Below are 25,161 nucleotides of genomic sequence, written 5' to 3' on the forward strand. Positions count from 1 at the left end.
CGTCCTGGAATTGGGGCTCGCGAGGCGCACCGAGGACTTCTCGGGCGGTGACGCGGCAGGTTGCTCCGAAATCGGGTCCTCCGTGAAGGTCTCGCGGACGCCAGAACGCCCACCGGGGTCGCCGGTGGGCGTTCTGGGCGAAGACGAATCGCTCATCGACTACTTCTGTCCAGCCTGTCTTTTACTGATCAACCTCAAGGTTGGCAACAGGGTCAGGCGATGGCCTTGACGGCGGTCAGGACCTTGTCCTGCAGGCTCTGCGGGATCGGCACGTAGCCCTTGTCCGACAGCGGCTTCTGGCCGTCCGTGGCGGCGACGGTCAGGAAGGCCTTGACGGCCTTGGCGACCTCGGCGTCGGCGTACTTCGAGCAGACGATCTCGTAGGTGGTCAGCAGCAGCGGGTAGGCACCCGGGACGTTGCTGCCGTAGATCGCGTCGAGGTCGAGGGCGAGGTCGTTCGAGCCCTCCTTCTTGAACTTGGCCGCGTCGAGGGACTTCGCGACGTTCTCCGGCGTCAGCTCGACACCGCCGGAACCGCTGTCGATCAGAGCGGTGCTGAGGCCGTCCTTCGCGAACGCGGCCTCGACGTAGGTGATCGCGCCGTCGGTGGTCTTCACGGCGTTGGCGACACCGTTGGACTTCTCCGCGCCGTTGCCGACACCGCCGTTGAACTTCTTGCCGTCGCCCTGGGTCCAGGCGCCCTTGGCCGCGACCTTCAGGTACTTCTGGAAGTTGTCGGTGGTGCCCGACTCGTCGGTGCGGGAGATGACCTGGATCGGCTTGTCGGGCAGGTTGACGTTCTCGTTGCCCTTGACCGCCTTGATGGCCGGGTCGTTCCACTTGGTGATGCCACCGTTGAAGATCTTGGCGGTGACCTCGGGGGTCAGGGTCAGCTTGTCGACCCCGGAAACCTTGTAGGCGACGGCGACCGGTCCGACGACGAGCGGAAGGTTCCACGCGTCGGCGCCACAGCGGGCCTTGGCCTTGTCGGCCTCTTCGCCCTCCTTGAGCGGCGAGTCGGAACCGGCGAAGTCGACCTGGTTGCCGATGAACTGCTTGACGCCCGCGCCGGAACCGCTCGGGTTGTAGTTCACCTTCTGGCCGGAGCACTTGGCAGCGTAGGCCTGCACGAAGATGTCGATCGCGGTCTTCTGCGCGGACGAGCCCTCGGCCGAGAGCGGGCTCTTGCCGCCGCACGCGACGTCGGCGGTGCCGCTGGGCGCGGGGGCCGCGCCGGTGCTCTCGCCCTTGTCCGCGGCCGGGTCGGTTCCACAGGCGCCGAGCACGAGGGCGGCGGTGGCCACGATGCCGATCGCGCCCGCGGGCCGCATGATCTTCACTGCATTTCCTCCACTGGGAGACTTTCGCCGGATCGGTGGAACGGGAGCGTTCCTTCCGGACCGGACATTAAGCACCGACAGTGGACAGGCGGCCGTCTCAGGGTGAACGGCAAGTGAACAAGGCGGCCGATGTGAGCAGCGCGACTACTCCGAAAGTGGCCCGTGTCCCGCCTGTGACCTGCACGTCTGCTCTCCGTGACCGGTCAAGTGCCGCCCGTGTGAGGGTGATTACCGTGCGTATTGAACGTCTACCTCGTATCGAGTGAAGCCGAGCTTCGAGTACACGGCGAGTGCGGGCGCGTTGTCACCTTCGACGTACAAGATCACTTGGCCCAGCCCGCGATCACGGAGGTACCGCAGCCCGGCGAGCGTGAGCGCCTTCCCGAGACCGCCGCCCTGGGCGTCCGGATCGATGCCGACGACATAGACCTCGCCCGCGGGCTCGCCGCCGAACCGGCCGGAGACTGCTTCGTGGACCTTCGTCCAGTGGAAGCCGATGACCTTCTCGTCCTCTTCCGCGAGGAAGAAGCCCTCTGGGTCGAACCAGGCTTCCTTCTCCGTCGCCCGGACCTCGTCGGCGGTCAGGGCGCCCTGCTCGGGATGCCAGTCGAAGGCGCGCGCGTTGACCCGCACCATCGCTTCCTCGTCCTGACCCGGGACGAAGGTGCGCAGCGTGACACCCTCGCGCGGCACGGGCTCCGGCCACTCGGCCGCTTCGACGTCCGCGTGCAGGATCAGCAGTTCCCGGGCGCGCTCGAAACCTTCGGTCCCGGCGAGATGGACCGCGGCCGGATGATCGCCGTGCGCCCAGACGCGCAGCGGCTTCCCCGCGGTTTCTTCGACGAGGGCCCTGGTGAGCGCCCTGCCGTGGCCCGAGCGGCGGTGCGCGGGATGGACGAACAGTTCGGCGACCAGGTTGCCGTGCGAGTCGCCCGCGGTGTCCAGGTGCGCATACGCGACCAACGCGCCGTCGACGTGGCCGAGGAGGTGCCGCCCACCGTCGAACCCGGAGTCCTCCGGGCGGCCGTCGGCCTCGCGCACGGCGAGAAGGAAGTCGTGGATCTCTTCCGTGTCCGGTTCACCGGTCCAAGCCAGATCGAGCATGAAATCGACCCTACCCGGGAACCCGGGACGCATTGAGGCGTCTTGTCAGACAGGAAAGGGGACTCAGTGCGCGGAAAGCTCGCTCGGCTCGTAGACGCTCGCGTCCGGGGCGATGGCCTGCTTGGCCGCCGCGGTGTTGCCCTTCGAAGGCCGCTCGAACTTGTAACCGACGTTGCGCACGGTCCCGATCATCTGCTCGTGCTCCGGCCCCAGCTTCGCGCGGAGACGCCGGACGTGGACGTCGACCGTGCGCGTACCGCCGAAGAAGTCGTAACCCCAGACCTCCTGCAGCAGCTGCGCGCGGGTGAACACCCGGCCGGCGTGCTGGGCGAGGTACTTGAGGAGCTCGAACTCCTTGTAGGTCAGTTCGAGGGTGCGCTTGCGGAGCTTCGCGGTGTAGGTCGCCTCGTCGATGACGAGGTCGCCGACGCGGAGTTCGGCGTCGACCTGCGCGGCACTGCCGTCGCGGGTGGTGACCAGCCGCAGCCGCGCGTCGACCTCGGCGGGACCGGCCGTCGGGAGGAGGATGTCGTCGGTGCGCCATTCCGCGCTGACCGCGACCAGGCCGCCTTCGCCGACGACGGCGATGACCGGCGTGGAGGCCTCGTCCTCGCCGGCGCCCTTGAGCAGACGGCAGAGGCTCTTCGCGGAGGCGAGATCGGTGCGGGCGTCGAGGACGATGACGTCGCGGTGGCCGGCGTCGAGCAGCGCGGTCACTTCCGGAGCACGGACGCGTACGGTGTGGGGCAGCAGATCCAGGGCGGGCAACACCGTGGTGGCATCTGCTTCCGCGGTCAGTACCAGAAGGTCCAGGCTCATCGCCGCACCGCCTTCAGATCGTGGCCGCCTCGAACGTGGCGACCGCCGGTGCTTAGTGAGAATAGCGGGTGAACAGCCGAGGACCTACCCCGTGCTGGATCGATCACACCTGGCCAAAGAGGTTTACGAAGGAGATTCGACACGATGGTGAGCAGGCCCGTGGCGCGTGACGACCGACCGTCTTCCGGCCGGCCCGCCAAGCGAGGAAAGCGCCGTGGCCGGGGCTGGCTCATCGCCCTCGCGGTACTGGTGGTGCTGCTGGTGGGGGCCGATTTCGGGGCGGCGGCGTACGCCGAGCACACGATCTCCCAGAAGGCCCGCCAGCAACTGAACCTGGCCAACGATCCGGCGGTCACGGTGCACGGTTTCCCGTTCCTGACCCAGGCTCTTTCCGGTGACTACAGTCACATCACCATCAACGCGCAGGGCGTCGCCGTTCCGCCGAAGCTGCGTGACGTGGACTTCAACGCGGACATGAGCGACGTCACGGCGCCGCTCTCGGACCTGACGTCCGGCAACACGAAGTCGATCGTCATCGGCACGCTCAAGGGCGAGGTGACGATCAAGGCCGCGGACATCGCGCGGCAGGCGCCGCTGGACAAGATCGAGAACCTCAAGATCGAACCGGTCACCGAGGACTACGTCCGCAACGGCGACAGCGGCCAGGGCGAGACGAAGCCGACGGCCACCAACGAGAACGGCGAGCCGGTGGACACCGCCAGCGCCGGGATCCGGGTTTCGGGCAACGTGCAGATCGCCGGGCAGAAGGTGGAGATCTTCTGCTTCGCGATGATCGAACTGGACGGACAGAAGATCCGTCTCGAGCCGAAGCGGCTGCAGTTCGGGAATGACAAGGAGACCACTGTCGTTCCCCAGGCAGTGCAGGACGCGCTGCTGCCGAACTTCAACGCGACCATCGACACCGGCGCGATGCCGTTCTCGGTGACTCCGACGTCGGTGCGCGTGAACAGCGGCTCGGTGACCATCAAGGGTGAAGGCAAGAACGTCGCCTTCAGCGGAGCGAAGCCTCAGGGGTGACTTGCGGATGACCGGGGTGTGGGTGCTGCTGGGCGTTCTGGTGCTCGGCGGGGTGGCGGGCGCGCTGCTGCGGGCGCGCAACGGCCGCATCCGTGCGGCCAAGTCCGGCGCGCCCACCCTGCCCGGCCGCGTTTCGGCCGCTCTCGCGCCCGAAGGTGTCACGCTGGTCCAGATCTCCACCACGTTCTGCGCGCCGTGCCGCCACACCCGCGCGATCCTGTCCGCGCTCGCGGAGAAGACCGACGGCCTCACGCACGTCGATCTGGACGTCACCGAAACCCCCGAAGTCGCCCAGGCGCTGTCGGTGTTGCGAACCCCGACGACCCTGGCCTTGACCGCGGACGGCCGTGAGGTCTTCCGCGTCGGCGGCGTTCCCCGAGGTCAGGACCTTCTCGAAGCGCTGAAGCCCCATCTGCTCCCGGATTCCGGGACGCGTCCCAAGGTGTGAACACGGTTCCCAACCTGAGGGAGCTCTGCGTACCCTCGTGCCCGTGAACCGGCTGCCCCGAACCTTGCTGACCCAGCGCCGCGCAGTGGACCTGTGCCGCGTTCGCAGCAGCCTGTGTCCCGGCGTTCGCTGAGCCACGCCTGCGCGTGTCCGTCCGGCACGCACCTCTTTCCCTCTCGTTCGCAGGAGGAACCATGTCCGCAGGACCGGCCGTCGACCCCCGTGGTCCGCGTTTCGCCGCCATCCTGACGACGATCGTGCTCGCGGTCGTGCTCATCACCCAGTGGTGGCCACTGCTCGCGGCGCAGGCGGTGGTGTTCGCGATCGGCGCCTTCATCGGCCTGAAGCCGGCGCCGTACTCCCTGATCTATCGCTACCTCGTCGCGCCGCGGCTCGGCCCCACGACCGAACGCGAGGACGCCGCCCCCCTGCGGTTCGCGCAGGCCGTCGGATTCGTGTTCGCCGTCGTCGGCACCGTCGGTTTCGCCACCGGCCTGACCGCGCTCGGCTTCGTCGCGACGGCGTTCGCGCTGCTCGCGGCGTTCCTCAACGCGGCGTTCAACTTCTGTCTCGGTTGCGAGATGTACCTGCTCATCAAACGTTTCAGCCCCAGCCCGCGCGCGTCCTAACCCCAGAAAGAGAGTCAGCTCCATGAGCCGTGAAGACGTCCTGGTCACCACCCAGTGGGCCGAGGAGAACCTGGACACCCCGGGTGTCGTGTTCATCGAGGTCGACGAGGACACGACCGCGTACGACAACGGACACATCCGCGGGGCGGTGAAGTTCGACTGGCGCAAGGACCTGCAGGACGGCGTCCGCCGCGACTTCGTCGACAAGGCGGGCTTCGAGAAGCTGCTGTCCGAGAAGGGCATCTCGAACGACGACCGCGTGATCCTCTACGGCGGCAACAACAACTGGTTCGCCGCGTACGCGTACTGGTACTTCAAGCTCTACGGCCACGACAAGGTGCAGCTGCTCGACGGCGGCCGCAAGAAGTGGGAGCTCGACGGCCGCGAGCTGAACTCCGACGAGGTCAAGCGCGAGGCCACCGAGTACAAGGCCAAGGAGCAGGACCTCTCGATCCGCGCGTTCCGCGACGAGGTCGTCGCCGAGATCGGCAAGAGCAACTACGTCGACGTGCGCTCGCCCGACGAGTTCTCCGGCAAGCTGCTGGCCCCGGCGCACCTGCCGCAGGAGCAGTCGCAGGTGCCGGGCCACATCCCGGGCGCGCTGAACGTCCCGTGGGCGAAGGTCGCCAACGAGGACGGCACCTTCAAGACCGAGGAAGAGATCAAGGAGCTGTACTCCGACGAGGGCCTCGACGAGTCGAAGGCCACCATCGCGTACTGCCGGATCGGTGAGCGTTCGTCCATCGCGTGGTTCGCGCTGCACGAGCTCCTCGGCTACGACCAGGTGAAGAACTACGACGGTTCGTGGACGGAATACGGCTCGCTCGTCGGCGTGCCGGTCGAGTTGGGAGCCAAGTGATGGCAGACGACAGCTGCGGCGCACCGGCCCAGGAGGCCACGCCCGCCGATTACGACACCCGCGGCCAGGTCGTGCTGGCCGGCAAGGTGACCGGTTCGGAGGGCCCCGTCGGCGGCGCCTTCGTGCGGTTGCTGGACGGCGGCGGCGACTTCACCGGCGAGGTCGTCTCGTCGGCCGACGGCGATTTCCGCTTCTACGCGGCCCCCGGTGACTGGACGGTGCGCGCGCTGCACCGCTCCGGCAACGGTGAGGCCTCGGTGACCGCGCAGGGACCCGGCGTCCACCAGCTGGCCATTTCGGTCGCCTGACGGCCCAAGTACGTGAAGGCCCCCTTCATTGCGTCTAGCGCGGTGAAGGGGGCCTTCACGTACTTGTGGGCACGGCCACGCGACCTCGGCAGGCCCGTCCGGGCAGGTAGCGACTAAAGTGCGTGACGTGGAAATCCTGTTTACGACCCTGCTGGTGCTCGCCGGCGTCGCGACCACCTGGTTCGCCGTGTACGTCGTCTACCGGCTTTACGCGGACCAGCGCTGACCGATGACGGCTAGTGGCGACGAGGCCATCCAGGCCGCGGAGAAGCGCGCGGAAAGCACGCGCGACCGGAACCTTCCGCAGTTCGACGACATGCCCATCCCGGGCGACACCGCGAACTTGCGTGAGGGCGCGAACCTCAACGACGCCTGCCTGGCGCTGCTGCCGCTCGTCGGCGTGTGGCGCGGTGAGGGCGAGGTCGACTACCCGACCATCGAGGGCCCGTACCGGTTCGGCATGCAGCTGACCATCGCGCACGACGGCCGCCCGTTCCTCACGCACGAGGCACGTGCCTGGCTGCTCGACGAGGACGGCAAGGTCATCCGTCCGGCCGCGCGGGAATCCGGGTTCTGGCGCCCGCAGGCCGACGACACGATCGAGCTGCTGCTGACCCACAACACCGGCATCGTGGAGCTCTTCTACGGCAAGCCGCGTGGCAAGGCCTCCGTCCCGGCCTGGGAGCTCGGCACCGACGCGGTCGTCCGGACTTCGACCGCCAAGGACGTCACGGCTTCGCAGCGGCTCTACGGCATCGTCAACGGCGAACTCGGCTACGTCGAGGAGCGCGCGATGATGGGCCAGGAACTGCAGCCGCACACGTCGGCGCTGCTGCGTCGCGTGGTGGGCTGAGCCTCTTCCCATGCGGTGGCGTGCCTACGGCGAGCACGCCGCCCTGCTCGACTGCGCTTCCCTCACCGAGTCGATGGCGGCGCACGCGACGGTCACGTCCGCGCGCCCGCCCGGCCTCGCCGAACTCGTTCCCGGCGCCCGCAGCCTGCTCGTGGTGGAGATCCCGGGTTCCGGTGCCCTCGCGGCCGTCCGGCAACTGCTCGCGGACGCCGACCTCGGACATCCGCCGGAAGGCGAATCCCGCGAGATCACCCTCGACGTGACCTACGACGGCGAAGACCTCGAACTCGTCGCGCGGGACGCCGGAGTGTCCACTGAGGACGTCGTCCGGCTGCACACCGGCGCCGTCTACACCGTGGCCTTCACCGGTTTCGCTCCCGGATTCGGTTACCTGACAGGGCTTCCCGAGCCACTGCGGCAGCCGCGGCTGTCTGCTCCTCGCACTCGCGTGCCGCCGGGCTCGGTGGGCATCGCGGGCGAGTTCACCGGGGTGTACCCGCGTGTCTCGCCCGGTGGCTGGCGGCTGATCGGCCACACCCGGACCGTGCTGTTCGATCCGCGCGCCGACCCGCCCGCGTTGCTGGCGCCCGGCGACCGCGTGCGATTCCGGAGTGCCGGATGAGGGCCGTGGAAGTGGTCGAGACAGGTCCGCTCGCACTGGTCCAGGACCTCGGCAGGCCCGGCTTCGCGCATCTCGGCGTCCCGCCGTCCGGCGTGCTGGACGTCCCGGCGCTGAAGCTGGCCAACCGGCTCGTCGGCAACGACGAAGCCGCCGCGGGAGTCGAGTGTCTCTTCGGCGGGTTACGGCTGCGCGCCACGACGTCCTGCACCATCGCGGTGACCGGTCCAGCCGTCTCGGTCGAGGTCGACGGGCGTCCCGTCGGCTCGCACGCGCCGGTGTGGCTGGGGGCGGGACAGGTCTTGGCGATCGGCGCTCCCGCCACCGGATTGCGGTGCTATCTGGCGGTTTCCGGCGGGATCACGGTCGAGGAGGAACTCGGCAGCCGGTCGCGGGACGTCCTCTCGGAGATCGGGCCGCCGCCGCTGAAAGCGGGCGACGTCCTCCCGCTCGGCACGCCCTCCGTCGCCGGCGGTGCCGACGTCGTGCTGCCTACCGCGGCCCCGGCGGAACTGGTCGTGCGGATCGACCCGGGCCCGCGGGCGCACTGGTTCGAGAACCTGGCGCCGGGGCTCGCGAAGACGTGGACGGTGACGGCGGAATCCAACCGCGTCGGCCTCCGGCTCGACGGACCCGCGTTGACTCGCGGCGTTGAATACGCGGAGCGGGAACTACCGAGTGAAGGCCTGCTGACCGGCGCCGTCCAGGTTCCGCCGAACGGGTTGCCGGTGGTGTTCTTGGCGGATCATCCAACTACCGGTGGTTATCCGGTGGCGGCCGTGGTGAGACAGGCGTCACTCCCGGCACTCGCGCAGGCCCGACCCGGAACCCTTCTCCGCTTTCACTCGTCCACGAGGGTGTGGAACAGGTAAAGGTCGACGGTGGCACGGGTGTCATCGACACGAACAGCGCTAACTGGTTCTCAGCGGGAAAGAATGCTTCGAACCGGGTCCCAACCCAACCAGAGCTTCCGCAGTCGCTGCGGATCGCGCTGGCCACCGGCCAGATGCGGCGCCCGCTCGGCGACACGCTCCGCCCGCTTCTCGATCTCTTCGCCGACGGCGAATACCAGGTCGCCGGACCCGAACGGCTGGCCGAGGACCGCTACCTGACCCCGAGCGCCGACTGGCCGCCCGCGGACGTGTCCCGCGTCGGCTACTACCGGACGGCGATCAAGAGCGGGCACCGGCCGGTCGCCGTCGTACTGGAGACCACCGACGCGGCGGTGATCCTCGACGGGCACCACAAGATCGCGGCCTACCGGGAAGAAGCGATCCTGCCGCACCTGCTGATCATCAGCCCGCTCAACTGATGGACACCCCGCGGTTCCGTGATCCGCAGGCCAGGATCGAGGATCTCGCGGACGAGCCGATCCTCGTCGTCTGCCCGCGCTGCGCCGGCCGGGCGTCGGTCACCCTCGGACGGCTGACCTGCGCAGGCTGTGCCCTGGTGCGCGTTCCTCCGGCCCCCGACCACCGCGCGTGGAATCGTCCGGTCGACCCGTTCTTCCGCGAACCCCTGTGGCTGCGCGCCGACTGCTGCGGCGGGCACACCCTCTGGGCGTTCCACGCCCGGCACCTCGACCTGATCGAGCGGTTCGTCGCGGCGAAGCTGCGCGAACGCGGGCTCGGGGATCGTCTCGGCATGACCTTGGTCGCGCGGCTGCCCGCATGGATGACGGCCGCGAAGCATCGTGACGAGGTGCTTCGCACCATCGCCAAGCTGCGCGCGACGCTCAGCTGATCGAGTACTCGCTCTCGTACGCGGCGGCCAGCTCGGCGTGGATCGCGCTGGAGTCGGTGAGCGCGACGCCGTCGAGCGTGTGCACCCTGGTCAGCTTGCGGACCGATGACGCGAGGAACAGCCCTTCGCCCTCGGTGAGGTCCGAGACGTTGAGCGGCTCGACCTTGACCGACCAGCCCTCCCGCTCGGCGCCGCGGAACAGCGCCGCCTGCGTCGTCCCCGGCAGGATGCCGATGGTCGCCGGCGGTGTGTAGAGCGTCTTGTCCTTCGCGAGGACGACCGTCGAGGTCGGTCCTTCGAAGACCGTGCCGTCGGCGGCGGTGAAAATCACATCGCTCGCGCCACGGCGGCCCGCCTCGCGCAACGCCGCCATGTTGACGCCGTACGAAATCGACTTCGCGCCCAGCAGCAGCCACGGCGCGCGCTCGGCGAGGTCGGGCTCGATACCGCGTTCGAGGGTGATCGCCGCGACGCCTTCGACACGGGCCCGCTGGACCTTCTCGTCGATCTCCACGCCGAGCGCGAACCCGAACGGCTTCGCCTCCGGATCGCCGTCGATTCCCCTGGTGTACACCAGTTTCAGCGCGATCTCGGCGGGGCCGGACCAGTTGTCGATGACGACCTGCGCGGCGCGCTCCCAGGCGGCGAGGTCCGGCTCCGGCAGGTCGAGCATGGCCGCCGAACGGGCCAGCCGCTCGAGGTGCGGGCGGAGCTCGCGGGGCCGTCCGTCGACGACGAGGATCGTCTCGAACACGCCGTCACCGCGAAGCAGTCCGAGATCGTCTACCCGCAGGTGAGCGGCTTCGGGGTCGGCCAGGGTCCCGTCGAGGAAGGCAAGCACGCGCATGGGGACACGGTACTCACTAGCATGGGTTTCATGCCCTACCGCTCCCCCCTGCTCGACCTTCCCGGACCGATCGCGGCACCCGACGGGCATCCGGAAGAGGGTGTCCCGTGGCATTGGGGTGACCCCTTCGCCGAGCAGCGGACCGCTGCTCGCGGCGCGGTCGTGATCGACCGTTCGCACCGCGAAATCCTGGCCGTGACCGGGGAAGAACGGCTGTCCTGGCTGCATCTGGTGATCTCGCAGCACGTCACGGGGCTCGCCGAAGGCACCGGCACCGAGGCGCTCGTGCTCGACAGCCAAGGCCGCGTCGACACGCATATGGTCCTCGCGCACGCGCACGGCACCGTGTGGCTGGACAGCGACCGGGGCGCGGTGGCCACCAGCGCGCTGCCGACCGGCGGCAAGCAGACTCTGCGCGAGTACCTCGAAGCGATGAAGTTCTGGTCCAAAGTGGACATCCGCGATGTCTCGGACGAGCTGGCATTGCTGACCGTCCTCGGTCCCGACGCGGACCGTGTGCTGTCCACCGTGGATGTCTCCCTGGGCTCGGACCCGTACTCGGTCGCGCCGATCCCCGGCGGTTTCGCTCGGCGGATGCCGTGGCCGGGGCGGCACAGCGTCGACCTCGCCGTCCCCCGCGCCGAACTCGCCGACTGGTGGCGGCGCCTGACCGACGCGGGCGCGCGCCCCGCGGGCAGCTGGACGTTCGACGCGCTGCGGGTCGAGTCGCTGCGGCCGAGGCTGGGCCTCGACACCGACGAGCGCACGATCCCGCACGAAGTGAACTGGGTCGACTCGGCCGCGCACGTGGCGAAGGGCTGCTATCGCGGGCAGGAGACCGTCGCGAAGGTCCACAACGTCGGGCGGCCGCCGCGGTACCTGGCGCTGCTGCACCTGGATGGTTCGCCGGAGATCACGCCGGAAACCGGTGATCCGGTGGTGCTGGGCGAGCGGACGGTCGGCCGCGTGGGCAGCGTGGTGCAGCACCACGAACTGGGACCGATCGCGCTGGCGCTGGTCAAACGCTCGACGCAGCCGGGCGCGGAACTGCTGGTGGGCGCCGAGGATCGCGTCGTGCAGGCGGCCATCGATCCGGACTCGGTGCCCGGTGAGGCTCCGGCGCCCGGACGGGAAGCGGCTCAGCGGCTGCGGGGCTGAGCTCTTGTGGCCGTCCGTGAAATCTCGTTCACGCAGTCGCGTTGATGAGGGATTCGGGACGTTCACTGTCCCAAATCCCTCATCGACGGCGTCCCGGCGCTAAGTCCGTGAAGGCCTCCTTGAGGGACTCTGGGTCCCTCAAGGAGGCCTTCACTACCTGACCCCTGTCACAGCGACTGCGCGTGAAGGCCCCCATCCCTCGGCTGAGCGCTGGGAACTCGGCCTTCGCTCCAGTCCGCAGTACCTGAAGGCCCCCTTCCTTGCGCCTAGGTACAGGAAGGGGCCTTCATGTACTCCCCTGCCGCCGCCACGGCTCCATCCACAAGTTGTCCACAATGTTGCCCACCTGTGGACAACTCCGCCGACCAGCACTTTTCCCACCCCACCCCCGGTAGACTGGACCAGGGGCCGCCCCCGGGACGGGTGGGGGGCACGCTCTGGAAGGAACCGAAAGAGCGGCTGTGCGGCGGAGGGTGTCGTGAGGGGTGGAGATCCTTGTGGTATCGCTCCCTGCGGAACATTTCCGCTGGAGCGCGATAAGCTACGCGGGTGATCGAAGTCCGGCCCGGTGGTCGCCGTCGTATCGACCGCGTGCTCGGCCCTGGGTATCTCAGCGACCTCGGCGAGCTGACCCTTTCCGTGCTGCGCGAGCGCCGTGACGAGGCCGCGCAGGAGGAGACCGACCTGTCGTACCTGCGGCGTCTGCTGCACGCACGGATCGACATCGTGCGGGCCGAGCAGGAGCGCCGGAGTTCGGGCGGCGAGAGCAGCGTCGTCGAGCGGCTGGCCGCGATACTGGCGGACAACGCGATCGGCCCGGCCACGGGTTCGGGCAGGCACCAGCGGCTGGAGCCGTCGCGCGCGGGCGAGCACCGCCGGTTCGCCGAAGCCCTCATCGGCGACACGGATCTTTCCGACGTCAGCACGCTGTCGGACGAGAAGCTGGTCAACGCCCTCGACCGGTACGCCGACGAAGAGGTTTCGGTCTCCTCGTACCGGCGCGAGGTCCAGAGCGTGATGGACACGATCAACGCCGAGATCGCGACCCGGTACCGCAAGGGCACGGCCTCGGTCGACGACCTGCTCGACACCGAACGCGGCGGCTCCGAGTGACGAATCCGGTCCTGGTCGAGGTCGTCCGATCCGGTTTCGTGGAGAGCGTGCACCGCGGCGCGCTCGTGATCACCGCCCCGGACGGCTCGGTGCGGTTCTCCGCGGGCGACATCGAGCGGCCGGTGTACCCGCGTTCGTCCAACAAACCCCTGCAAGCGGTCGGCATGCTCCGCGCCGGCCTCACCATCGGCGACGAAGAACTCGCCCTCGGTTGCGGCTCGCACAACGGCGAACCCGGCCATGTCGAGGGCGCGCTGGCGATGCTTTCCCGCGCGGGGCTGGCCGAAGACGCGCTGGCCTGCCCGCCCGCCTTCCCGCTGCACGAGCCCAGCATGCTGGCCGTGGCCTCGGCCGGGAAACGCCGCGCCGCCATGAACTGCTCCGGCAAACACGCCGCGATGCTCATGACCTGTGCGCAGCTCGGCTGGCCGACCAAGGACTACGAGGCCGAGATCCATCCGCTGCAGAAGGTCGTCCAGGCCGCCGTCGCCGACCTCACCAGCGAGACGATCGAGACGGTCGGCGTCGACGGCTGCGGAGCACCCCTGTTCGCGTTCTCCCTCACCGGTCTCGCCCGTTCCTTCGGCAGGCTGGTCACGGCCATGGGCGGACCGGAACGCAGGGTCGCGGACGCGGTCCGCGCGCATCCGTGGCAGGTCGCGGGCACCGGCCGCGAGGACACCGTGCTGATGCGGAACATCGAGGGCCTGCTGTCGAAGGGCGGCGCCGAGGGAGTGCACGCGTTCGCCCTCCCGGACGGCACGGCACTGGCGCTGAAGATCGACGACGGAGCGGCCAGGGCCCGGATCCCGCTCCTGCTCGCGACGCTGCGCCACCTCGGCATCGACCCGGGCGACGAAGCCGGCGGCCTCGCGCGCGACGCGGTCCTGGGCGGCGGGAAACCGGTCGGCGAGCTGAGGGTCGCCGAAGGCCTCTACGGCTAGTTCGCGCGTTCCCGCGCGGCCAGGTCGCCCCAGAAGTCCCGCAGGTCGGCGAACAGTTCCGCCAGCTCGTCGACGTTGCCGGTGCGGAGCGCGTCCAGGATGTCGTGCACCTCTTCGGCCGTCGTGTCGGCCTGCAGGATCGGGTCGGCGAACAGCTGCACGAGACCGCCGTAGTCGAGCTCGACCGCGGAGCCGGGGTGGAAGCTGTCGAGCCAGCGCCGCGTCTCGAGCAGCACCCGGCCCGGCCCCGAGTCGCCGAAGGTCGCTTCGAGCAGGTCGCCGACGTCGCGGGCGCGATGCCGCGCGTCGGCGATGGAAACCCGCCACGACACCTCGCGTTCGGGGTCGTCGCGGCCCTTGCCGAGTTTGACCCGGCGCATCCCGGGGTCGAACAGCACGAACCACGGAAGCGGGACGGTCCACGTCGTCGACAGCGTGTGCGACGCCGAGGCGGACAGATCGCCGATGGCGGACTTCGCCCGCGAGCGGATCGTGTCGAGTGACGCGCCGCCCGCGTCGAGCACCGCGCTCTTCAACGCGGGATGCGCGTCGCCGAGGAAGGTCACCAGTGCCGCGGCGGAGCGCGCGCGGATCTCCATCGGGCAGATCAGCGGCCCTGGGCCGGCGTCGCCGTGCTCACCCTCGGGCACGTCTTCGGGATCCAGGACGAGGACGTCGGTGACGAGACTGGGCGCGGCCCTGCCGTCCGCGAGCTCGGCGGGTAGCAGCCGTCCGACATGCTGTGACTTGAGCCACAATGCCTGCTCGCGCTCGCCCGCGGACGAACGGTCGAGCCGGGCCGCTTCGACGGCCTCGAGCAGGCGTTCGTCCGGTGGATCCCCCAGCGCGAGCAGGGGCTCATAGACGCGGAGATAAGCCGCGAACGGACGGGGCACACGAGCATCGTGGCACGCCGACCTGCGACTATCGCCACCGACCGGCCGGTAACCGGCGTTCGGTGAACACTGTCGCCACCGGCACACCGTGCCACGTCGCATCCAACCCCCGGGACACGGTACGGTGTCAGCAGGAAAGAATTGTCGAGACGATGCGGGGCCGCCGATTCCCCCGGCCGCCCCGCCCCTGTGCGAGGGGGTCGAGCCATGGGGCGCGGCCGGGCTAAGGCCAAGCAGACGAAGGTGGCGCGCGAGCTCAAGTACAGCTCGCACGAAACCGACTTCGATGCTTTGCAGCGCGAGCTGTCCAGTAGTTCCTCGGAAGACAGGCACGAGGACGACAAGCGGTATGACGACGACCCGTACGACGGGTACGACGAATACCGCCGCTGAGCAACGCGTGACACGCGAGGGTGGGTCCGGGCTTGCCCGGTAGACCACCCTCGCGTGTCGCGTGCTGCCCAAAATACGAGGAGGTGCCATGTCTGACGTAGCGCGAGTAGGTGTCGTCGGGGCCGGGCTCATGGGCTCGGGCATCGCCGAGGTGCACGCGCGGGCCGGGCTGGACGTGATCGTCACCGAGGTCAACCAGCCGGCGCTGGACTCCGGGCGGGCGAGGATCGAGAAGTCGCTGCAACGCGGCGTCAAGAACGGGAAGCTCTCGCAGGAAGACGCCGACGCGGCGCTCGGACGGCTCCGCTTCACCACCGAGATCGGCGAGTTCGCCGACCGCGACCTCGTCATCGAGGCCATCCTGGAACAGGAGCAGGCCAAGGTCGAGGTGTTCCGGTCGCTGGACAAGATCGTCGAGCGTGAGGACGCGCTGTTCGCGTCCAACACCTCCTCGATCCCGATCATGAAGCTCGGGATGGCCACCGGCCGCCCGCAGCAGGTGGTCGGCATCCACTTCTTCAACCCGGTCCCGGTGCTGCCGCTCGTCGAGCTGGTGCCCTCGCTGCTGACCAGCGACGACACGGCCCGCCGTGCCGAGGAGCACGCGACGACGGCGTTGAGCAAGACGGTGATCCGGTCGCAGGACCGCGCCGGCTTCATCGTGAACTCGCTGCTCGTGCCGTATCTGCTTTCGGCGATCCGGATGATCGAGTCGGGTTTCGCGTCCGCGGAGGACATCGACCGCGGTATGGAGCTGGGCACCGCGCACCCGATGGGCCCGCTGCGGCTGTCGGACCTGATCGGCCTGGACACCATCAAGGCGATCGCGGACTCGATGTACGCCGAGTTCAAGGAGCCGCTGTACTCGTCGCCGCCGCTGCTGCTGCGCATGGTCGACGCCGGCCTGCTCGGCAAGAAGACCGGCCGCGGTTTCTACAGCTACTCCTGATCGGACTCTTCACAGCGACGGAGCGCTGCGACCGACTTGCGTAGGCCGCAGCGCTCCAAAGCATCGAGAACCTCGGCGAAGCTGGTAGGCGGAGCGCGGCGCACGTCGACGATGCGCCGCACCGCCTCCACGACCACACGCTCACTGAGCTCGATCCGGTCGAGGACGAAGTCGTCGGCACTCTGGGCCTCGACGTTCCAGCGGCCGAGAACACGTTCGGGGAAATCCCGCAGATTCTCGGTCACGATGACCCGAGCCTGCGCCTTGATGGCCGCCGCGAGCACGTGCCGATCGTCCAGGTCCGGCAGTTCGAGGGTGGCGACGAGCGGTTCGTAGCCGGTGACCAGGCAGTCCCGGACAGAGGCGTTCATCAGGTTTCGGGTCCTGTCGAGCTTGCGCGGGTCGAGGTCGGGCCGGTTCTTCCGGAGGTTCCGGAAGACCTCGTCGAGGATCTCGTCCGTCCACTTCGCCTGCACGAACCCGCTCTGCGCGATCCGGAGCAGGAGATCACGCAGAACGTTGGGGTAGAGCACGTTGGCGTCGAAAAGGACCACGAAGGCCACTTGCTAGGTCAGCCCCATCTCCTGATTCAAGGCGGAAAGCTCGTCCGCGGCGTCGCGGCGCCGTCGGTCGTCTTCGCGCAGGTAGTCGTGGAGGGACCCGGCTTTCACCCGCCGATGCTTACCGACCGTGCGGTACTCGATCCGCCCCGCTTCGAGCAGCCCGATGAGGAAGGGCCGGGAAACGTTGAGCAGGTCGGCCGCCTGTTGTGTGGTCAGTTCCGCGTGTGACGGGACGATGGACACGCTCTCGCCCGCCGCCACCAAGGCCAGCACCCTGGCCATCAGATCGACGACTCCCCGGGGAACGACCACGGACTCGTCGTTCTCGTCGACGACGACGCGCACGGTGTCCCGCTCATGACGTCTGGCCAGGTAAGCCTCGACGTGGGGAAGTGCCTCGATCGCCACGTCGATGTCGTGGCGTCCCGGGACGATCTGGTCGATGGTCAACGCGGTCATCACTGCTCCCGTGTTCAACGTGGTCCCAGTATCGGCTCTCAACGAATTATTCGCAACAAACGCAATAAACGCAACTCGATGGTGCGTTCAGCTTGCGTGGCGGCACACCTAGACTCGGGGGCGTGGGACAGGGACAGCTGCGCGCGGGTCTGGTCGGTGCCGGTCCGTGGGCGAAGACGGTGCACGCGCCAGGTCTCGCCGATCACCCCGGCACGACGTTGCGCGCGGTCTGGGCCAGGCGTCCCGAGGCCGCGAAGGAGCTTGCCGAGGCGCATGGCGCCCAAGCCGTCGACAGTTTCGACGAGCTGCTCGACCAGGTGGACGCGGTCGCGTTCGCGGTGCCGCCCGCCGTCCAGGCGGAGCTGGCGGTCAAGGCGGCCGAAGCTGGCAAGCATCTGATCCTGGAGAAGCCGATCGCCGCCGACCTCGACGGCGCGCGGCGGCTCGCGGACGCGGTGGAGGCCGCCGGTGTCGCGGCCCTCGTGGTCCTCATCCTGCGGTTTTCGCCGATGACCCGCGAATGGCTCGACGGCATCAAGGAGGCAGGCGGCTGGCGCGGCGGCGGGGCGCGGTGGCTTTCGGGCGCGCTGCTCGGCGGCCAGTACCAGTCCTCGGCGTGGCGGCACGACTCCGGCGCGCTCGCCGACATCGGCCCGCACGCCCTCGATCTGCTGGACGCGGCTCTCGGCGAGATCACCGAGGTGCTCGCCGCGAACCGGACCGATGACGATCTGTGGCATTTGCTGTTAGCCCACGAGGGTGGCGCGACCAGTACGGCGACGCTGTCGCTGCGGCTGCCGATCCAGCCGACGGTCGTCGAGGTGGCCGTTTACGGCGAGCACGGCTACCGCACTCTTGGCCGCAAGCCGGGCTCGGCGGGCGAGTCGTACACCGCGCTGCTGGACGATTTCGCCGCGATGGCCGCGAGCGGGACGACCTCGCACCCATGTGACGTGCGTCGCGGGCTCCACCTGCAGAAGCTGCTCGAACACGCGCGGGAGCTCGCCGGACACGGCAAGTAGTACACAGGTCACCCACAAGGCTTTTCCTTGTGCGATAACGCCTTCTTCCGAAGACTTCGCGGTCATCCACAGGTTTGTCCACAGGTTCCTTTGTGGACGGTCCCCAGCATGGGAAAACCTTTTCCGCCACCGGAAAAGATCACCTTTTAGTGCGCCGACTCCGCCATGCCGAGTCGATCTTGCGATGCGAAGGTGATCTTGGGCGCTCCGGAAAGGAAGGCCATGGGTGAGCTGCTCCGCGCTTTCGGCGGGATGATCCCGTTGACGATCATCGCGATTCCCTACGCGGTGCTCGGCTGGCCGCTCCTCGCGGCGCATCGGCGGCGAAGACGTGCCGACCCCTTCTCCGCGTCGGCGACGGCCGCGGTCGACATGACGCTCGCACTGGTCTGTTTCCTGGTGTTGTGCCTGGTCACGATGCCGGTGAGCGGCGTGCAGGGCAGCAGGCTGAATCTCGAACCCGGCACCGACCTGCGGCTCGCCCTGACCGACAGCGCCAATCTCTGGCAGGCGCTGGGCAACGTCCTCATGCTGAGCCCGCTCGGTGCCCTCCTCCCCTTGCGGTCCCGCCGTCTGCGGTCGCTGGGTCGGATCGCGCTGGGCGCGCTGGCCGTCTCGGTGCTGGTGGAGGGTACGCAGTATCTGATCCAGGCGGGCAGGGTGACCTCGGCCGACGACATCCTGCTGAACACGCTGGGTGCCGTGGTGGGTGCCGCGCTGAGCAAACGTCTGTGGCATCGCCTGGACGTCCGGCCGCCGGTACTGATCCCGGTCCAGGTCCGGCGGGTGTGCGAGGCCCCGGTCCGGCTGCGGGCACCGAGATCGGCGTGGGACGAGCGGTATTCGAGCATCGCGCATCCGCAGCGGAGGTAAATGGGTTGACCGTCGTGCGAGAGTGATCGCGAAAGCCCTACGTACGCAGAAAGAGGGATGCCTCATGCCTGACGCCTTCGGTGGCGTCGGCACGAGCTAGCCGGCGCACACGCCAGCTCCACCACGGACGCGGATCCTCCCGTGCGTCTCCTTCTTCTGCCCGAAAGGCTTTCCACCAGTGCTTTCCGAGACGATTCGTGCTTTGCAGTCCTACATCCGCCTCACGGCGGCGAGGTTCCGGGAGACCGAGCGGATCGGGCCGTTCCTGGCCACGTACTACCTCGAGTCCAGCAGTCCGTTCCTCAACTACGCGATCCCCGACGACGGTGCCGTCCCCACCGGGGACGATGTCGCCGCGCTCACCGAGGCGTTCCGTAAGCGCGGGCTCGTGCCGCGTCTGGAGTTCCTCACCGAAGCGGTTCCGGCCGCCGAAGCCGTGCTCGCCGAGTGCGGTTACACGCTGGAGCGGCGGGTCCCGCTGATGATCTGCTCCCCTGGGCAGGTCGTCGGGCAACCGGAACCGGCCGGGATCAGCCTGGTCACCCCGAAGACCGAAGGCGAACTCCGGCAAATGATCCGGGCGCAGAACGTGGCGTTCGGGGAGGACGATCCCGATCTGCACCTCGACCCGTCACCGGATCAGCTGAGCGGCGAGACCATGTCGGTGATGGCCGTGGCCGAAACCGGTGAGGTCGTCGGCGGCGGGGTCGCGACCGCGATCCTCGACGGCGCGACCGAGATCGCCGGGATCGGCGTGGTCGAGGGGTACCGGAGCCGCGGGATCGCCGCGGCGATGACGGAGTACCTGACGCGTGAAGCCCACGCGCGCGGCGGCCGGTCGGTGTTCCTGACGCCGGGCGCCGGGCAGGCGGAACGCGTCTACGGCCGGGTCGGCTTCAAGACCGCGGCCGAATGCGTGCACCTGTCAGTCGTCTGAATAACCGCCGCGGCGTGACTTCTTGACCTCGCCGCGGCGCTTCTTCGACGCCAGGCGGCGTTCCTTCGAACCTCGTGAGGGTTTGGTGGGACGCCGCTTGGCGGCCGGGGGCGCCGACGCGTTCAGCAGCAGCATCACCAGCCGCGCCCGTGCGGCTTCCCGGTTCATCAGCTGGGAGCGGTGTTCGGACGCGGTGATCGTGACGACCCCGTCGACCAGCCGCGACGAAAGCCGGTCCAGCATCCGCGCCCGGAGATGCTCCGGGACGGACGCCGAACCGGCCACGTCGAAGGACAGTTCGACCCGCGAGTCCGTGGTGTTGACGCCCTGCCCACCCGGACCCGACGACCGGGAGAACCGTTCGCTCAATTCGGCACCCGGGATCACGAACCGGGTGCCGACCACCACGTCATCAGCCACGGAGCCAGTGTGTCATCCGGGCCCAAGCAGATTTAGAAACGCGGGTGGTCGCCCGAAAGCACGGCGCGCGGGCCGTCCGGGTCTTCCGCGGGCTGCACGTCGCCGAGGATCCACGCCGGCACGTGCCGTGCGGTCAGCATCGCCAGGGCCCGGTCGACGTCGTCGGCGCCGACGATCGCGACCATGCCGACGCCCATGTTGAACGTCTTCTCCAGTTCGGCGCGCTCGACCTTGCCGCGGTGGCCGATCAGCGCGAACACCGGCGCCGGGGTCCAGGTGCCGCGTTCGAGCCGGGCGACCAGGCCGCGCGGCATGACGCGGGCGAGGTTCTGCTCCAGGCCACCGCCGGTGATGTGCGCGAACGTGCGGACGTCGGCCTCGGCGGCCAGCGCGAGGCAGTCCTTCGCGTAGATCCTGGTCGGCTCCAGCATCTCCTCGCCGAGCGAGCGGCCGAACTCCTCGACGTGCCCGTCGAGCGGCATCCGCGCGATGTCCAGCAGCACGTGCCGGGCGAGCGAGTAGCCGTTGGAGTGCAGGCCGGACGACCCGAGCGCGAGGACGACGTCGCCGGGGCGGACCCGCTCCGGGCCGAGGACGTTCGACGCCTCGACGACGCCGATGCCGGTACCCGAAAGGTCGTAGTCGTGCTCGCCCATCAGGCCGGGGTGCTCGGCGGTCTCGCCGCCGAGCAGCGCGCAGCCCGCCCGGACACAGCCCTCGGCGATACCGCCGACCAGTGCCGCGATCTTCTCCGGCACGACCTTGCCGACGGCGATGTAGTCCTGCATGAACAGGGGCTCGGCACCGGTGACGACCAGATCGTCGACGACCATCGCGACCAGGTCGATGCCGACCGTGTCGTGCTTGTCGAGCGCCTGCGCGACGGCGATCTTGGTGCCGACCCCGTCGGTCGACGAGGCCAGCACCGGCTCTTTCCACTTGTCCAGCTTCAGGGAGAACAGCCCGGCGAAACCGCCGACGCCGCCCATCACCTCGGGCCTCGTGGCCCTCTCGGCGTGCGGTTTGAGCAGCTCGACGGCTTTGTCACCGGCGTCGATGCTGACGCCGGCGGCGGCGTACGTGGCGCTCGTGGACTCGCTCACGGAAGCGGACTCCAACTCTGGAAGAGAGGTCTAGGGACGCCGGATGGCGTCCTCAGCACCGTACCCGGCAGGGCTGACGGGCTTCGCCGCGCCATTGACCGAGTCCAGGCTCTCCAGCAGGTGCTTCCCGATCAACGCGTCTTCGGGCAGCGCGATCGGGTACTCGCCGGAGAAGCACGCGGTGCACAACCGCGACTTCGGCTGCTCCGAAGCCGCGACCAGCCCGTCCAGGGAGATGTAGCCCAGGGTGTCCGCGCCGATGGAGCGGCGGATGCCGTCGAGGTCGACGCCGTTGGCCACCAGTTCGGCGCGCGAGGCGAAGTCGATCCCGTAGAAACACGGCCAGCGCACCGGCGGCGACGCGATCCGGACGTGCACCTCGAGCGCGCCGGCCTCCCGCAGCATGCGGACCAGGGCGCGCTGGGTGTTGCCGCGGACGATGGAGTCGTCGACGACGACGAGCCGCTTGCCGCGGATGACGTCGCGCAGCGGGTTCAGCTTGAGCCGGATGCCCAGCTGGCGGATGGTCTGCGACGGCTGGATGAAGGTGCGGCCGACGTAGGCGTTCTTCACCAGGCCGGTGCCGTAGGGAATGCCGGAGCCCTGCGCGTAGCCGATCGCGGCCGGGGTGCCGGATTCGGGCACCGGCATGACCAGGTCGGCGTCGGCCGGGTGCTCGGCGGCGAGTTTGCGGCCGATCTCGACGCGGGTGGCGTGCACGCTGCGGCCGGCGATCGAGGTGTCGGGGCGCGCGAGGTACACGTACTCGAAGACGCAGCCCTTGGGCTCGGGGTTCGCGAAGCGCGAGGAGCGCAGGCCCTCGGCGTCGATCGCGATGAGCTCACCGGGCTCGACCTCGCGGACGAACGACGCGCCGCAGATGTCCAGCGCGGCCGTCTCGCTCGCGACCACCCAGCCGCGTTCGAGCCTGCCGAGGACCAGCGGGTGCACACCGTGCGGGTCGCGCGCGGCGTACAGCGTGGACTCGTCGGCGAAGACGAGGCAGAAGGCGCCCTTGAGGGTGGGCAGCAGTTCCAGCGCGGCGGCTTCGATGCCCTTGTCGGCGGCGTTGGCCGCGAGCAGCCCGCACACCAGGTCGGAGTCGCTGGACGAACCGGTCAGGCCCGCGTGCGGTTTGAGCCCGGCTTCGACCGTGCGATCCCGCAGTTCGGCGGTGTTGACGAGGTTCCCGTTGTGCGCGAAGGACAACCCGCTACCGGTGGCGGTGGTGCGGAAGATCGGCTGCGCGTTCTCCCAGATGGTCGCGCCGGTGGTCGAGTAGCGGCAGTGGCCGACGGCGATATGTCCCTGCAGCGACTGCAGGACCTGCTCGTCGAACACCTGGCTGACCAGGCCGAGGTCCTTGAAGACGACGATCTGCGAGCCGTCGGAGACCGAGATGCCGGCCGCTTCCTGGCCGCGGTGCTGAAGTGCGTAGAGCCCGTAGTAGGTCAGCTTCGCGACCTCTTCTCCGGGCGCCCAGACACCGAAGACGCCGCATTCCTCGCGGGGTTCCGGATCGGGCTGGTCGGTCACGGGCTGTCCGGCGAGGGACGGGTCGGAAACCACCGAGGTGCTCCCAGGGAGAAAGAGGGCAGGCCGCCACCAGTGTAAACGGTGAGCAGGAGATCAACGCGCCGCGCGACGTGGCACTGGACACGCTTCGAGTGATGACCGTGAGTGACGAGCGGGTGTCAAGGCCCGGCACTCACGACCCCCGACCAGCCGACCGCTCCCCCTCGACAGAGGCGGCCGACTGTGCTTGGGAGGCGATCAGCCCGCGGCCAGCCACTTGGACGTGCCGCCGCGGCCGGGGACCCAGCAGCCCTTGGCCGCGGTCTCCGGAACGTACAGCGAGCCGGGGGTCCGCTCGTCCGGAAGCGCGAGCAGTGCCGTCAGCACCGTCGCCGCGTCGCCGGCGAACCGCCACAGCCAGACCTCGGGCTCGAGGATGTCCTCCTCGGTCCCGGGCATGCGGGTGGCGACGACGTCGTCCTCGGCGTTGAGCCGGACCACGTCGACCACGTTGTCGTGGACTCGCACGCCGACCACGGCCAGGACCTCGCCGTTCGCGTCGCACGGGTGCACGAACTGGTATCCGCGGTGGATCAGTTCCTGCAGGCCGCTTTCGATATCGGTGATCTCCGCGGTGATGGTGTCACCCGAGGACGTCATCGAATTCGCCGTCCTTGGCGCCCGCGAGGAACGCGGCCATCTCGGCCTGGGTGTAGATCAGGGCCGGCCCGGTCGGAAAGCGCGAGTTGCGCATGGCGATTTCGCCGGAAGCGAGCGGCGCCACCTCGACGCAGTTGCCGATCGCGTTGCTGTAGCTGGCTTTGCGCCATTGGGCGCCGGTAAGACGATCGGCCGGGATGCCGTTGTCGAACTGCTCAGCCATGGTCCCCACCTTCCCCGACAGAAGACTTAGGGCGATGCATCTGCATGTGCATTTGCCTGTGATCCCAAAGTTAGCACGTGTGACTGCAGCGGTAAATGCACGTGCAGAAGTTTTTGCAGAATTCGCGGGCGGTGATGACTCAGGCCTTCAGTCGTCCCACTAAAGGGTGACGAGCACAGCCCCTCTTGGGTGAACAACTACCACTCGTGGCCGCTTTTTCGAGGGCACGCAAGGAAACCCCGGCCGTCCCCGGAACGGCGGTCAGCCCCACAACGGTGATCGGCTCAGATTTCGGCGCGGCGCTTCATCAGCATCTGACGGCTGCGGTCCGGCGTCTCCGCGTCGACCGCGAGCATGTCCAATGCCCGGCTGTAGCGCTCGATCTCGTCGCGTTTGTCGATGTAGTGCGCGCCGGTCAGGTACTCGGTGTAGGCGATGTTCGGCAATTCCTCTTCCGCGAACCTGAGCAGCGAGAACGCGCTGTCCGCGGAGTAGCCGCTCCGGTCGTACGGGAGGACCTGCACCGAGATGTTCGGCTGCTGGATCATCTCCAGCAGGTGATCGATCTGGCCCTTCAGCACCTCGCGGTCGCCGATCGGCCGGTAGAGCACCGACTCGTCGAGCACCAGCCACAACCGCGGCGCGTCCGGCCTCGACAGCATCTTCTGCCGCCGCATCCGCAGCGCGACCCGGCGGTCGACCTGTTCGTTGACCATGTCCTTGCGGCCGTGGCTCATGATCGCCCGCGCGTAGGCCTCGGTCTGCAACAGGCCCGTGACGTACAGCGGCTCCCACACCTGGATGCGGGCCGCGGCCTCTTCGAGCCCGACGAGGTCGTTGAACCAGCTCGGCATCAGGTCGCCGTAGCGGCGCCACCAGCCCGGCTCGTTCGACTCCTTGACCATGTCGAGGAACTGCTGCCGCTCGCCGGGATCGGTCATCCCGTACATGGTCAGCAGATCGGCGACGTCGCGTTCCTTGAAGCCGACGCGGCCCAGCTCGAGCCGGCTGATCTTCGACTCGGAACCCCGGATGCTGTAGCCGGCCTCCTGGCGCGTGATGCCCGCGTCCTCACGCATCCGGCGGAGCTGAGAGCCGAGGATCATCCGTCGCGCGGTGGGACCCAGGGACTGCTCACCGCCAGGCGGGGTGACCGCGTTCATCGACCGGGACCTTTCGCACGACGACACTCACAGGGGAACAAGCCGATTACTGAAAGTACACGTTTGGACCTCGACACGACAGGGATGGCTCGGTTTACCGCTCGCGTACGTGGTTCTACTCTACGTAGAGCCCGAGACTTCCGACACAGTTTTGTGAGGTTCA

Annotated in this window: 31 protein-coding genes; 18 read left to right on the forward strand and 13 right to left on the reverse strand. The window is 68.8% G+C overall.

From position 1 onward, the window contains the following. Positions 1 to 212: 212 nt before the first annotated feature. From pstS to ACZ3HL_RS13640, 3 genes are all read right to left on the reverse strand, one after another. Positions 213 to 1,340: a phosphate ABC transporter substrate-binding protein PstS gene (pstS, locus tag ACZ3HL_RS13630; RefSeq protein WP_465410325.1), complete on the reverse strand. Its 1,128-nt coding sequence runs from the start codon at positions 1,338 to 1,340 to the stop codon at positions 213 to 215. A 228-nt stretch (positions 1,341 to 1,568) separates the two neighbouring features. Then, complete coding sequence (mshD, locus tag ACZ3HL_RS13635) at positions 1,569 to 2,444, reverse strand: mycothiol synthase (RefSeq protein WP_465410323.1); 876 nt, start codon at positions 2,442 to 2,444, stop codon at positions 1,569 to 1,571. A gap of 63 nt (positions 2,445 to 2,507) precedes the next feature. Then, on the reverse strand, positions 2,508 to 3,263 hold the full coding sequence (locus ACZ3HL_RS13640; RefSeq protein WP_465531125.1) for a response regulator transcription factor: 756 nt from the start codon (positions 3,261 to 3,263) through the stop codon (positions 2,508 to 2,510). A gap of 144 nt (positions 3,264 to 3,407) precedes the next feature. Here ACZ3HL_RS13640 and ACZ3HL_RS13645 point away from each other — a divergent pair, with 144 nt between their 5' ends. The 10 genes from ACZ3HL_RS13645 to ACZ3HL_RS13690 all read left to right on the forward strand — a co-directional run bounded on the left by ACZ3HL_RS13645 (position 3,408) and on the right by ACZ3HL_RS13690 (position 9,760). After that, complete coding sequence (locus ACZ3HL_RS13645; protein WP_465410321.1) at positions 3,408 to 4,301, forward strand: LmeA family phospholipid-binding protein; 894 nt, start codon at positions 3,408 to 3,410, stop codon at positions 4,299 to 4,301. 7 nt (positions 4,302 to 4,308) lie between these two features. Further along, a complete protein-coding gene (locus ACZ3HL_RS13650; RefSeq protein WP_465410320.1) occupies positions 4,309 to 4,749 on the forward strand; it encodes a TlpA family protein disulfide reductase in 441 nt (146 codons plus the stop codon). A 194-nt stretch (positions 4,750 to 4,943) separates the two neighbouring features. Beyond that, positions 4,944 to 5,378 carry a DUF4395 domain-containing protein gene (locus tag ACZ3HL_RS13655; RefSeq protein WP_465410319.1) on the forward strand — a complete coding sequence of 145 codons (435 nt, stop codon included), beginning with the start codon at positions 4,944 to 4,946 and terminating at the stop codon, positions 5,376 to 5,378. A gap of 22 nt (positions 5,379 to 5,400) precedes the next feature. Further along, on the forward strand, positions 5,401 to 6,237 hold the full coding sequence (locus ACZ3HL_RS13660) for a sulfurtransferase (RefSeq protein WP_465410318.1): 837 nt from the start codon (positions 5,401 to 5,403) through the stop codon (positions 6,235 to 6,237). Beyond that, the gene (locus ACZ3HL_RS13665; RefSeq protein WP_034312617.1) at positions 6,237 to 6,545 is read left to right on the forward strand and encodes a DUF1416 domain-containing protein; all 309 of its coding nucleotides are present in this window, start codon (positions 6,237 to 6,239) and stop codon (positions 6,543 to 6,545) included. The genes ACZ3HL_RS13660 and ACZ3HL_RS13665 overlap by 1 nt, the downstream gene beginning before the upstream one ends. Before the next feature lie 229 nt (positions 6,546 to 6,774). Next, positions 6,775 to 7,398, forward strand: a complete 624-nt coding sequence (locus ACZ3HL_RS13670) for a heme-binding beta-barrel domain-containing protein (protein WP_465454203.1) — start codon at positions 6,775 to 6,777, stop codon at positions 7,396 to 7,398. A gap of 10 nt (positions 7,399 to 7,408) precedes the next feature. Continuing rightward, positions 7,409 to 8,020 (forward strand): 5-oxoprolinase subunit PxpB, encoded by a 612-nt coding sequence (pxpB, locus tag ACZ3HL_RS13675; RefSeq protein WP_465531127.1) that lies wholly within the window; start codon positions 7,409 to 7,411, stop codon positions 8,018 to 8,020. Next, on the forward strand, positions 8,017 to 8,889 hold the full coding sequence (locus ACZ3HL_RS13680; RefSeq protein WP_465531129.1) for a 5-oxoprolinase subunit C family protein: 873 nt from the start codon (positions 8,017 to 8,019) through the stop codon (positions 8,887 to 8,889). The genes pxpB and ACZ3HL_RS13680 overlap by 4 nt, the downstream gene beginning before the upstream one ends. Further along, positions 8,877 to 9,329, forward strand: coding sequence for a hypothetical protein (locus ACZ3HL_RS13685; RefSeq protein ID WP_465531131.1), 453 nt, complete (start codon positions 8,877 to 8,879; stop codon positions 9,327 to 9,329). Before ACZ3HL_RS13680 ends, ACZ3HL_RS13685 begins: the two co-directional genes overlap by 13 nt. Next, positions 9,329 to 9,760: a TFIIB-type zinc ribbon-containing protein gene (locus ACZ3HL_RS13690; RefSeq protein WP_465531133.1), complete on the forward strand. Its 432-nt coding sequence runs from the start codon at positions 9,329 to 9,331 to the stop codon at positions 9,758 to 9,760. Before ACZ3HL_RS13685 ends, ACZ3HL_RS13690 begins: the two co-directional genes overlap by 1 nt. Here ACZ3HL_RS13690 and ACZ3HL_RS13695 read toward each other — a convergent pair. Further along, positions 9,753 to 10,607 (reverse strand): aminodeoxychorismate lyase, encoded by an 855-nt coding sequence (locus ACZ3HL_RS13695; RefSeq protein ID WP_465531135.1) that lies wholly within the window; start codon positions 10,605 to 10,607, stop codon positions 9,753 to 9,755. The two genes, ACZ3HL_RS13690 and ACZ3HL_RS13695, sit on opposite strands and share 8 nt — an antisense overlap. Positions 10,608 to 10,637: 30 nt before the next feature. Here ACZ3HL_RS13695 and ygfZ point away from each other — a divergent pair, with 30 nt between their 5' ends. The 3 genes from ygfZ (at position 10,638) to ACZ3HL_RS13710 (ending at position 13,822) form a co-directional block, all read left to right on the forward strand. Further along, the gene (ygfZ, locus tag ACZ3HL_RS13700) at positions 10,638 to 11,765 is read left to right on the forward strand and encodes a CAF17-like 4Fe-4S cluster assembly/insertion protein YgfZ (protein ID WP_465531137.1); all 1,128 of its coding nucleotides are present in this window, start codon (positions 10,638 to 10,640) and stop codon (positions 11,763 to 11,765) included. Positions 11,766 to 12,314: 549 nt separating this feature from the next. After that, complete coding sequence (locus ACZ3HL_RS13705; protein ID WP_465410312.1) at positions 12,315 to 12,878, forward strand: RsiG family protein; 564 nt, start codon at positions 12,315 to 12,317, stop codon at positions 12,876 to 12,878. After that, positions 12,875 to 13,822: an asparaginase gene (locus ACZ3HL_RS13710; protein WP_465531139.1), complete on the forward strand. Its 948-nt coding sequence runs from the start codon at positions 12,875 to 12,877 to the stop codon at positions 13,820 to 13,822. Before ACZ3HL_RS13705 ends, ACZ3HL_RS13710 begins: the two co-directional genes overlap by 4 nt. On the opposite strand, the gene ACZ3HL_RS13715 is transcribed toward ACZ3HL_RS13710, so the two are convergent. Beyond that, positions 13,819 to 14,718 carry a DUF8083 family protein gene (locus tag ACZ3HL_RS13715; protein WP_465410310.1) on the reverse strand — a complete coding sequence of 300 codons (900 nt, stop codon included), beginning with the start codon at positions 14,716 to 14,718 and terminating at the stop codon, positions 13,819 to 13,821. The genes ACZ3HL_RS13710 and ACZ3HL_RS13715 overlap by 4 nt on opposite strands. A gap of 207 nt (positions 14,719 to 14,925) precedes the next feature. On the opposite strand from ACZ3HL_RS13715, the gene ACZ3HL_RS13720 reads away from it, so the two are divergent. Together ACZ3HL_RS13720 and ACZ3HL_RS13725 are read left to right on the forward strand one after the other, a co-directional pair. Further along, complete coding sequence (locus ACZ3HL_RS13720) at positions 14,926 to 15,111, forward strand: DUF3073 domain-containing protein (protein WP_007032561.1); 186 nt, start codon at positions 14,926 to 14,928, stop codon at positions 15,109 to 15,111. Positions 15,112 to 15,199: 88 nt separating this feature from the next. Beyond that, positions 15,200 to 16,060, forward strand: coding sequence for a 3-hydroxybutyryl-CoA dehydrogenase (locus ACZ3HL_RS13725; RefSeq protein WP_395875975.1), 861 nt, complete (start codon positions 15,200 to 15,202; stop codon positions 16,058 to 16,060). Here ACZ3HL_RS13725 and ACZ3HL_RS13730 read toward each other — a convergent pair. Further along, complete coding sequence (locus ACZ3HL_RS13730) at positions 16,051 to 16,614, reverse strand: PIN domain-containing protein (protein WP_465410309.1); 564 nt, start codon at positions 16,612 to 16,614, stop codon at positions 16,051 to 16,053. The genes ACZ3HL_RS13725 and ACZ3HL_RS13730 overlap by 10 nt on opposite strands. Positions 16,615 to 16,626: 12 nt before the next feature. Next, the gene (locus tag ACZ3HL_RS13735; protein ID WP_465410307.1) at positions 16,627 to 17,082 is read right to left on the reverse strand and encodes an excisionase family DNA-binding protein; all 456 of its coding nucleotides are present in this window, start codon (positions 17,080 to 17,082) and stop codon (positions 16,627 to 16,629) included. A 122-nt stretch (positions 17,083 to 17,204) separates the two neighbouring features. Between ACZ3HL_RS13735 and ACZ3HL_RS13740 the strand changes: the two genes are divergently transcribed. The 3 genes from ACZ3HL_RS13740 to ACZ3HL_RS13750 all read left to right on the forward strand — a co-directional run bounded on the left by ACZ3HL_RS13740 (position 17,205) and on the right by ACZ3HL_RS13750 (position 19,914). Next, complete coding sequence (locus ACZ3HL_RS13740; protein ID WP_465531141.1) at positions 17,205 to 18,104, forward strand: Gfo/Idh/MocA family protein; 900 nt, start codon at positions 17,205 to 17,207, stop codon at positions 18,102 to 18,104. 222 nt (positions 18,105 to 18,326) lie between these two features. Continuing rightward, positions 18,327 to 18,977 (forward strand): VanZ family protein, encoded by a 651-nt coding sequence (locus ACZ3HL_RS13745; RefSeq protein ID WP_465531143.1) that lies wholly within the window; start codon positions 18,327 to 18,329, stop codon positions 18,975 to 18,977. A gap of 178 nt (positions 18,978 to 19,155) precedes the next feature. After that, entirely contained in the window at positions 19,156 to 19,914 is a 759-nt protein-coding gene (locus ACZ3HL_RS13750; RefSeq protein WP_465531145.1) for a GNAT family N-acetyltransferase, read from the forward strand. Here the strand turns inward: ACZ3HL_RS13750 and arfB are convergent. From arfB to ACZ3HL_RS13780, 6 genes are all read right to left on the reverse strand, one after another. Then, complete coding sequence (gene arfB / locus ACZ3HL_RS13755) at positions 19,903 to 20,334, reverse strand: alternative ribosome rescue aminoacyl-tRNA hydrolase ArfB (RefSeq protein ID WP_465531147.1); 432 nt, start codon at positions 20,332 to 20,334, stop codon at positions 19,903 to 19,905. The two genes, ACZ3HL_RS13750 and arfB, sit on opposite strands and share 12 nt — an antisense overlap. A 32-nt stretch (positions 20,335 to 20,366) precedes the next feature. Further along, on the reverse strand, positions 20,367 to 21,437 hold the full coding sequence (purM, locus tag ACZ3HL_RS13760) for a phosphoribosylformylglycinamidine cyclo-ligase (RefSeq protein ID WP_465531149.1): 1,071 nt from the start codon (positions 21,435 to 21,437) through the stop codon (positions 20,367 to 20,369). 30 nt (positions 21,438 to 21,467) lie between these two features. Then, positions 21,468 to 23,006 (reverse strand): amidophosphoribosyltransferase, encoded by a 1,539-nt coding sequence (purF, locus tag ACZ3HL_RS13765; protein WP_007032554.1) that lies wholly within the window; start codon positions 23,004 to 23,006, stop codon positions 21,468 to 21,470. A 204-nt stretch (positions 23,007 to 23,210) separates the two neighbouring features. Next, positions 23,211 to 23,612 carry a hypothetical protein gene (locus ACZ3HL_RS13770; RefSeq protein ID WP_378440579.1) on the reverse strand — a complete coding sequence of 134 codons (402 nt, stop codon included), beginning with the start codon at positions 23,610 to 23,612 and terminating at the stop codon, positions 23,211 to 23,213. Next, positions 23,596 to 23,835 (reverse strand): DUF397 domain-containing protein, encoded by a 240-nt coding sequence (locus ACZ3HL_RS13775; protein ID WP_005152616.1) that lies wholly within the window; start codon positions 23,833 to 23,835, stop codon positions 23,596 to 23,598. Before ACZ3HL_RS13775 ends, ACZ3HL_RS13770 begins: the two co-directional genes overlap by 17 nt. Before the next feature lie 284 nt (positions 23,836 to 24,119). Continuing rightward, the gene (locus tag ACZ3HL_RS13780; RefSeq protein ID WP_465410303.1) at positions 24,120 to 24,998 is read right to left on the reverse strand and encodes a helix-turn-helix domain-containing protein; all 879 of its coding nucleotides are present in this window, start codon (positions 24,996 to 24,998) and stop codon (positions 24,120 to 24,122) included. Positions 24,999 to 25,161: the final 163 nt, after the last annotated feature.

This window comes from Amycolatopsis sp. NPDC000009 (genome assembly GCF_055563465.1).

What these genes read in the sequence shown, in the direction of transcription:
- ACZ3HL_RS13660 (WP_465410318.1), top strand. Translation starts at nt 5,401, where the DNA reads ATGAGCCGTGAAGACGTCCTGGTCACCACCCAGTGGGCCGAGGAGAAC.
- pxpB (WP_465531127.1), top strand. Translation starts at nt 7,409, where the DNA reads ATGCGGTGGCGTGCCTACGGCGAGCACGCCGCCCTGCTCGACTGCGCT.
- ACZ3HL_RS13735 (WP_465410307.1), bottom strand. Translation starts at nt 17,082, where the DNA reads ATGACCGCGTTGACCATCGACCAGATCGTCCCGGGACGCCACGACATC.
- ACZ3HL_RS13640 (WP_465531125.1), bottom strand. Translation starts at nt 3,263, where the DNA reads ATGAGCCTGGACCTTCTGGTACTGACCGCGGAAGCAGATGCCACCACG.
- ACZ3HL_RS13770 (WP_378440579.1), bottom strand. Translation starts at nt 23,612, where the DNA reads ATGACGTCCTCGGGTGACACCATCACCGCGGAGATCACCGATATCGAA.
- ACZ3HL_RS13780 (WP_465410303.1), bottom strand. Translation starts at nt 24,998, where the DNA reads ATGAACGCGGTCACCCCGCCTGGCGGTGAGCAGTCCCTGGGTCCCACC.
- ACZ3HL_RS13775 (WP_005152616.1), bottom strand. Translation starts at nt 23,835, where the DNA reads ATGGCTGAGCAGTTCGACAACGGCATCCCGGCCGATCGTCTTACCGGC.
- ACZ3HL_RS13665 (WP_034312617.1), top strand. Translation starts at nt 6,237, where the DNA reads ATGGCAGACGACAGCTGCGGCGCACCGGCCCAGGAGGCCACGCCCGCC.
- ACZ3HL_RS13680 (WP_465531129.1), top strand. Translation starts at nt 8,017, where the DNA reads ATGAGGGCCGTGGAAGTGGTCGAGACAGGTCCGCTCGCACTGGTCCAG.
- ACZ3HL_RS13670 (WP_465454203.1), top strand. Translation starts at nt 6,775, where the DNA reads ATGACGGCTAGTGGCGACGAGGCCATCCAGGCCGCGGAGAAGCGCGCG.
- ACZ3HL_RS13695 (WP_465531135.1), bottom strand. Translation starts at nt 10,607, where the DNA reads ATGCGCGTGCTTGCCTTCCTCGACGGGACCCTGGCCGACCCCGAAGCC.
- ACZ3HL_RS13655 (WP_465410319.1), top strand. Translation starts at nt 4,944, where the DNA reads ATGTCCGCAGGACCGGCCGTCGACCCCCGTGGTCCGCGTTTCGCCGCC.
- mshD (WP_465410323.1), bottom strand. Translation starts at nt 2,444, where the DNA reads ATGCTCGATCTGGCTTGGACCGGTGAACCGGACACGGAAGAGATCCAC.
- ACZ3HL_RS13725 (WP_395875975.1), top strand. Translation starts at nt 15,200, where the DNA reads ATGTCTGACGTAGCGCGAGTAGGTGTCGTCGGGGCCGGGCTCATGGGC.
- ACZ3HL_RS13645 (WP_465410321.1), top strand. Translation starts at nt 3,408, where the DNA reads ATGGTGAGCAGGCCCGTGGCGCGTGACGACCGACCGTCTTCCGGCCGG.
- ACZ3HL_RS13690 (WP_465531133.1), top strand. Translation starts at nt 9,329, where the DNA reads ATGGACACCCCGCGGTTCCGTGATCCGCAGGCCAGGATCGAGGATCTC.
- ygfZ (WP_465531137.1), top strand. Translation starts at nt 10,638, where the DNA reads ATGCCCTACCGCTCCCCCCTGCTCGACCTTCCCGGACCGATCGCGGCA.
- ACZ3HL_RS13650 (WP_465410320.1), top strand. Translation starts at nt 4,309, where the DNA reads ATGACCGGGGTGTGGGTGCTGCTGGGCGTTCTGGTGCTCGGCGGGGTG.
- ACZ3HL_RS13720 (WP_007032561.1), top strand. Translation starts at nt 14,926, where the DNA reads ATGGGGCGCGGCCGGGCTAAGGCCAAGCAGACGAAGGTGGCGCGCGAG.
- ACZ3HL_RS13745 (WP_465531143.1), top strand. Translation starts at nt 18,327, where the DNA reads ATGGGTGAGCTGCTCCGCGCTTTCGGCGGGATGATCCCGTTGACGATC.